This window comes from Bacteroidales bacterium (assembly GCA_014860575.1).
GTDB lineage: Bacteria > Bacteroidota > Bacteroidia > Bacteroidales > JAAYJT01 > JAAYJT01.
Genome location: JACZJK010000035.1, coordinates 124,457 through 131,547, shown reverse-complemented (window position 1 = coordinate 131,547; position 7,091 = coordinate 124,457). Strand labels below are relative to the sequence as shown.

At 41.9% G+C, this 7,091-nt stretch carries 6 protein-coding genes; 4 read left to right on the top strand and 2 right to left on the bottom strand.

Translation table 11 applies throughout. The features are described 5' to 3' along the window. The first annotated feature begins 390 nt into the window (after positions 1–390). Entirely contained in the window at positions 391–1,278 is an 888-nt protein-coding gene (locus IH597_09855) for a hypothetical protein (protein ID MBE0662762.1), read from the top strand. 224 nt (positions 1,279–1,502) lie between these two features. On the opposite strand, the gene IH597_09850 is transcribed toward IH597_09855, so the two are convergent. Continuing rightward, on the bottom strand, positions 1,503–2,702 hold the full coding sequence (locus tag IH597_09850; protein ID MBE0662761.1) for a hypothetical protein: 1,200 nt from the start codon (positions 2,700–2,702) through the stop codon (positions 1,503–1,505). 12 nt (positions 2,703–2,714) lie between these two features. After that, positions 2,715–3,011, bottom strand: coding sequence for a hypothetical protein (locus IH597_09845; GenBank protein ID MBE0662760.1), 297 nt, complete (start codon positions 3,009–3,011; stop codon positions 2,715–2,717). A 173-nt stretch (positions 3,012–3,184) separates the two neighbouring features. Here IH597_09845 and IH597_09840 point away from each other — a divergent pair, with 173 nt between their 5' ends. From IH597_09840 to IH597_09830, 3 genes are all read left to right on the top strand, one after another. Further along, a complete protein-coding gene (locus IH597_09840; protein ID MBE0662759.1) occupies positions 3,185–4,744 on the top strand; it encodes an AbgT family transporter in 1,560 nt (519 codons plus the stop codon). 158 nt (positions 4,745–4,902) lie between these two features. Further along, positions 4,903–6,060: a T9SS type A sorting domain-containing protein gene (locus IH597_09835; protein MBE0662758.1), complete on the top strand. Its 1,158-nt coding sequence runs from the start codon at positions 4,903–4,905 to the stop codon at positions 6,058–6,060. Beyond that, positions 6,057–7,028 (top strand): TIGR01212 family radical SAM protein, encoded by a 972-nt coding sequence (locus tag IH597_09830; protein ID MBE0662757.1) that lies wholly within the window; start codon positions 6,057–6,059, stop codon positions 7,026–7,028. Before IH597_09835 ends, IH597_09830 begins: the two co-directional genes overlap by 4 nt. Positions 7,029–7,091 lie beyond the last annotated feature (63 nt).

The following is a 7,091-nucleotide window of genomic DNA, read 5'->3' as shown; positions in this document are numbered from 1 at the left end:
CTTAGGGCTTAGGGCGGGGGAAGAATTACGAATGACGAATGACGAATGACGATTTGTGCAGTAAAAGCTGGACTTGTGCAGGATGGAGTTTGGTGTGGAAACTGGTTGAGTGTTAAGGATTTGTTAAATTTTTTAAATGTTGAGCCATTTTGAATTTCGCGGTGTTTAATATCGATTTTATTCAAATTGCTATCGTTTCCATTCACCTTCACCCAAACTGAAAGCCATGAAATCTTTTCCAGAGTTAGATACTGACCTTTCAAATGCCGGAACCGATCTGGAGTTCATACGACAGATTCCCGGACGCAGCAGCAAACTAAAATAACTGAAAAGTGACCCTTACTAGTTATGTATAACTGTACCAAATAAAAACCATAAATCGAAAATAACATGCCAAACAAATTACTAACATTTGTAATGACACTTTTTATATCTTATAGTGCAGTAGGACAAGTCAAAGATTGTAAAGTCCTATTAGTCAAACGAGACTATCTTAAAGAAAATTTTATCACGAATATTCCTTTAAGCAAGGATGATTCAACTTATGTGACTTTGCTCCAAGATGACCCCAATTATTTAAATATAAAAGGGGGAATTGAATTTGACCATAGTGCAGTTAAATCACATTATTTGATAATTCAGTTTATTGATAACAACAGCAATTTTATTCAAAACCAAAATGTAGGCATTCAAACAATTTCATTAAAGGAAATGAGTGGTAACAGACCGGCTGACATAATACCAAGTACATTTACACTTGATAGAACCTACATTTTAATAGATCTCAATAGATTAGGTGACAACCCGAAGAATGAGGAAGTTATTGAGATTGAGATAAAATTGAACAATAGTCAAATATTTAAAAGATACTTCAAATATATTAATGGTTGGCAAGCTTATAATTTTGCTAATAACAAATTTGGTTTATGGTTACCAATTAATATGTATTCAACATCTTTTGACAGAAGTGCAAATGGTATATTATTTACAGCAATGCCTATTGGACTTGCATTAGGTGGAAAATACAATATTAATCAAAATTTTTATATTGGGATTTCCGGTACTTTGAATTATACAATAGCAAACGCTACAAACTCAACAACAGACAATTCATACTATTTTCAGGACTTTTCGGTTGGCCCGTTGATTGATTTAGGTGGTTACGCTTATCTAGGTTATACTATGCCAGTCAACTTAACAAGTGAACCGTCAAAATTAAAATCTCAATTTGTAATAGGAGTTGGACTTAAAATAACTGAACTTCTGACAGGAAAATGATAACAACTGTACATTAATATGATATTGCTACAATAGCAGGGCTTGGTGGTAATTTAGTCGTTGTTGCGCCGCGTTGGCTTTTGTCTCTGTAGAAAGTGACGAAGTCCGCACTGGCGAAACAGTCATGCAATAAAGCGGAATAAATCCGCTAAGGTGGTTAAACAAAGGTCGTTCACAAAACTCATCCAATTCGATTAATCATTGCCAACTTCAACCAACTCCAATCACCTCCCCCCTCTCTCCCCAAACAAATCCATCGCAAAGCCAATCAGCAATTGGTCGTTGTGCTCGAAGGTGATTTCGTTGGCGCCGAAAGCGTATTTGGCGATGATAGTGGCAGGGGCTGATTTTAGCTCAAGACCCAGTGCAACGGAGGCATGATAATCCCATGCTACTGCTTTTTCCCTTCCGGTATCGTAAAATGTTTTGGCATGCACCAGGAAATAATACGCTTCCATGACAGGAATATAATAATAGATTTCGCCGGAGAGCAGGAAGGCATTTTGCTTGAGGGATTCATCAGGGACTTTTATCTGGTTGTAATAACTTATACCCGCCGCTACCACAGGTTTCAGGCGTAACCTGTCGTGCCCGTAGGTGAGGTTCACCAGGTTAGGGATGATGCTTTCAATATTCAGATTGACATTTATTCTTGCATTGCTGAAAATCTGGTCGGCCTCTAAACCGCTTGAGGCAACTACATGATATCGCATTAATTTATCTTCCCACAAATTTGCATTAATTGGATAGATTTTGAAGTAATTGAGTGTATCAGCACTGAAAGTACTTAGCCGGCCTTCAGAAAAAAAGTAAAGCCCGATATTCTCAATCTTGTAGGGCTTTGAATACAAATAGTCAAGGCTTAATGTGAAATCTTCTGCCTGTGGGTCAAAACCTAAGTTGAAGAAGTTGCGGTAACGCGTCAGATTGCCAGCTAACGTAGCCAGCACTTCATCAATCTGCTCAACAGAAAGACCAATTTTACCCTTACTTGCTGATCTCAGCTCATTGATTTCCAGCGTTAGCGTATCTTTGTTTTTTGTTAAGAACTTCAAATCATTTTTAGCTTCAAGATAGAAACTGCCAGGTTCTGAATTCAGCAATTGCAAAACAGGGCCAGCCTCCAGTTCATAGAAAACACTGAAACCTGAAGTAGTTAAACTCATTGTGGTTTTATAGTTTTCACCAAACATTACTGCCCAGTACTTCAGTGATGAAAGCCTAACCTCATCACCACCTAAAGCATTAAAAGCATCAATTGAATCATTGCCGGGAATTTTAAAATTTACCCTGACCTCCAGAGAGGGTATATCAGAAAAAGTATCAATATCAGCTTCTACTGAGTTTATTTTCAAATTTGTCTGAGCCGGCAAACATGTTGCACAGCAAAGGAAAATTGCCGCCGTATATAATATTTGTTTCATAGTTGCATATTCTTAAACCCTTGATATAGAACTTTTCTTAACAAGATGTATGATGCAATCCCCAAAAGTCGTCCACTTGTTAAACAAAACACGAGAAAGGGAAACCCGGTATTTCAAATCCGGGCGTGTGTTCCCATCGTTATCAACGACAGGTTCTTCTGCAACAAACTTACTCAAGGCTGTTAAGAATGCATCAATTTGCAATTCATGCAAATGTGCCGTTGAATACTTATCAATTTCGCCATCAAAATCGGCAATTGTTTTAAGTGCCCTGCTCACAAGTTGCCGGGCCGTTTCCTCTTTTATCATAACTTTAATAGTTTGGGTGAATAATTGATGAATACTTAAAATTCTTAAAAATGAGGTTGTAAAGGTAGTGAAAGTGAGTCCTCAGCGCAAGAGGCAAAACAACAAATTCATGAATGAGTCAACAATAGCCTGGTTTTTATGTTTGTTTTAGCGTAACAGTTTAAAAATACCCTATGATCAAACCTGACAAATCTTCGGGCTTTATCTCACGCTTTCTTGGCGGTGTTGAAAGAGTCGGAAACAAGCTTCCCCACCCAGCTACATTGTTTGCCATGTTTGCAGGTTTTGTGATCCTGCTTTCAGGCATCGTCAGCCTTTTTGATTTTTCAGTGATCCATCCGGGAACGGGCGAGAAAATTGAAACCGTCAGCCTGATGACAGTGCACGGTTTACACCTGATTATTACTAAAATGGTTACCAATTTCACCAGTTTCGCTCCGCTTGGAACAGTTCTGGTGGCGTTGTTGGGAATTGGCATCATGGAATCCAGTGGACTCATGTCAACGGCTCTGCGAAATCTTGTGCTTGCAGCTCCCAAACGTTTCCTCACTTTTGCAATCGTATTTACAGGCATTCTCTCAAATACCGCCAGCGAAGTTGGCTATGTGGTACTAGTTCCTTTGGGTGGCATGATTTTCCTGGCAGTCGGGCGAAATCCGATCGCGGGCATCGCGGCAGCTTTTGCAGGCGTTTCGGGGGGTTACAGTGCGAACCTTTTGCTTGGAACCATTGACCCTTTGCTTGCCGGGCTTTCAGAAGAAGCAGCACATATTGTTGATCCCAGCTATGAAGTCAACCCAGCTGCCAACTATTATTTCATGTTTGTAAGCACTTTTTTCATCGCCGCCGCCGGAACATGGGTGACTGAAAAAATCATTGTACCGAGGCTGGGAACCTATAAAGGAACAGCAAAACCAGAAACCCTCAGCCAACTTACCACCGATGAAAAAAAAGGGCTCAGATACACATATATTACTTTGGCAGTACTCGTGTTGATCATGCTTTGGGGAGTTTTTCCAATAAACGCTGGTATATGGGATAGCATTCCTTTTACCGGCTTTCTGCGAAACCAGGAAACCGGAAGTCTGTTACGATCTCCGTTTATGTCGGGCATTGTTGCCATCATTTTTATTACTGCCGGTATATTAGGTATTGCTTATGGGATCGGGGCTAAAACATTAAAAAGCAATCATGACGTCATCAATGGCATGGGCAAATCCATGTCAACATTGGGAACCTATATCGTGCTCGTATTTTTTGCTGCACAATTTGTAGCTTATTTCAACTGGACCAACCTGGGGCTGATTACAGCTGTAAAAGGCGCCGATCTTATCGGCTCAGTTGGCATGGGACGAATACCGCTCATGATCAGCCTGGTGCTGCTTGCTGCAATTATTAACCTTGTGATTGGCAGCGCCTCAGCCAAATGGGCCATCATGGCACCGGTTTTTATTCCAATGTTTATGCTCCTCGGATATTCTCCGGAGTTCACACAATTAACTTACCGGGTGGGCGACAGTGTAACTAACATCATTGCTCCCATGATGTCCTACTTCGCACTGATAGTTGCCTTTGTTGAAAAATACGATAAGCGTTCAGGAATCGGAACCATTATTGCCACCATGCTGCCTTACACTATTGTATTTTTGATTGTATGGCTAGCCTTGCTCATTCTATGGATAACGCTCGGCTTGCCAATTGGGCCGGGAGCGGAGATGTATTATGCGATCTGAGTAAATAAATTTTTTACCACTCAGACACTAGGATCATTGAGAAACACTAAGTGAATCCTGGTGCCCCCAGTGCCTTAGTGGTTTATAACTAGAGAATAGCTCAACACAAATTTACTACCTTTGGCTGGTTGTAAAACCAAACCGTGAATATGCTTTCAATGAAAAAGCTCTTCCTTCTTCTGCTTCTTGCCTTTGCAGCACTATCTGTTGCAGCACAAAATTTCAGCATTGGCAGCACTTCTGTCAATTTTATTGATCCGGAAAGAAACAACCGTGTTATTAATACCAATATTTACTATCCTGCTGAAACTGCGGGCCAAAACGTTCCGCTTGCAAGCGGCGAATTTCCTGTGATTGCTTTCGGGCATGGTTTTGTGATGGTTCACACAGCATACGAGTTTCTTTGGTTGGATTTGGTTCCCAAAGGCTATATTCTTGCTTTTCCAACAACCGAAGGATCAATTTCACCAAGTCATCTGAATTTTGGCCTTGACCTGGCTTTTATCATTTCGAAAATGAAAACAGAGAACCTGGATGAAACTTCTTTGTTTTATGAAGCCGTTGCTGAAACCTCTGCAATCATGGGCCATTCCATGGGCGGTGGCGCTGCATTTCTGGCTTGCGAAAATAATGCTGAACCAACAACGATGGTCACTTTTGCTGCGGCAAATACCAATCCTTCTTCGATACAGGCAGCTGCGAACGTAAATATTCCCACGCTTCTTTTTGCCGGCGAATTTGATTGTGTGACCCCGCCTATTCAGCACCAGTATCCAATGTATGAAGCAACGGCATCGCAACAGAAAATCATCATTGATATTTTTGGCGGAGGGCATTGCTATTTTGCCGATTATAATTTTTTGTGCTCTTTGGGCGAAGCTTCCTGCATTCCACAGCCACTGATCAACCGTGAGCAGCAACAATCCGTAACGCTTGATTTTCTGAGCCTTTACTTTGATTTCATGCTGAAAAACAATGCCGGTTCCTGGCAGATTTTTCAGGATTCATTGCAATCCTCATTGCGCATTGATTACCTGATGGACTGGAATACACTTTCCGCCAGTATCCAAAAAGATGAGCCTTCCTTCCGGATTTTTCCGAACCCATTCCGCAGCAATATTATTGTCGAATTCCCGGTCGGGATGCCCTACGACAGCATCATTGTCTGGAACAGCCTGGGACAAGAGATGCATAAGGCATTGCTTCAAAACGGTTCTCAGTGCGAGATTGACACGCGTTCGTGGCAAAAAGGCGCGTATGTCGTCATGCTGGTTTCGAAAGACGGGATCGCAAGGAAAAAAGTTTTTAAACGATGAGCGGAACTCCTGTAAGGTTATACCCCTGGGGGCATTCGCGCCGCTTCAATGCTTACAGTGAGCATATCCGCAAAGTATTTGGTGCCAGGGTTCAGAAACTCTCGCTCGATGCAGGTTTTTCCTGTCCGAACCGCGATGGAACTATTTCCACGGGTGGTTGTACATTTTGCGACAGCGATGCCTTCAACCCTTCCTATTGCCAGCCTGAAAAATCAATAGCTCAACAACTTACCGAGGGAATTGAGTTTCACAAAAAGCGATATCGCCGGAGCAGTAAATACCTTGCTTATTTCCAGGCATTTTCAAACACCCACGCCCCCTTATCGCAACTGAAAACACTTTATGAAGAAGCGCTTGCCATGCCTGACGTAATCGGGCTTGTGATAGGAACCCGGCCCGATTGTGTGAACCCTGAAAAACTTGATTATCTGGCTGGTCTGGCAGAAAATTATTATATCATTATTGAATACGGGATCGAATCATGCAACAATGAAACATTGCAAGCCGTCAATCGTGGGCATACTTTTGAGCAGGCTGTTTGGGCATTGGAAGAATCGCGGAAGCGCGGATTAAAAACAGGCGCTCATTTTATCATTGGCTTGCCCGGTGAAAGCCGGCATCAGATTTTGGATCAGGCCAATACAATAGCCCAACTTCCGGTTGATACTATCAAATTCCACCAGTTGCAGATTTTAAAGAATACGGCGTTGGAAAACGATTACCTCCGGAATCCCGAAAAATTCCATCTTTTCTCTCTTGAAGAATATGTTGATTTTATGATCACATATATCGAGCTATTGCCCCCTCAAATGGTCATCGAACGTTTCACAGCCGAAGTACCACCGCGTTACCGGATCGCACCCGATTGGGGCAATTTACGCACGGATCAGATCCTGACTATGATCGAAAAAAAACTGGAAGAAAAAGACAGTTGGCAAGGCAAAAGGTTTAAGCACCCTCTTCAGTAGGGAAAGCCGCTGTCTCAAATGGTAGAATCTTGTCATCCTGATCCGCCGCGGCGGAGAAGGATC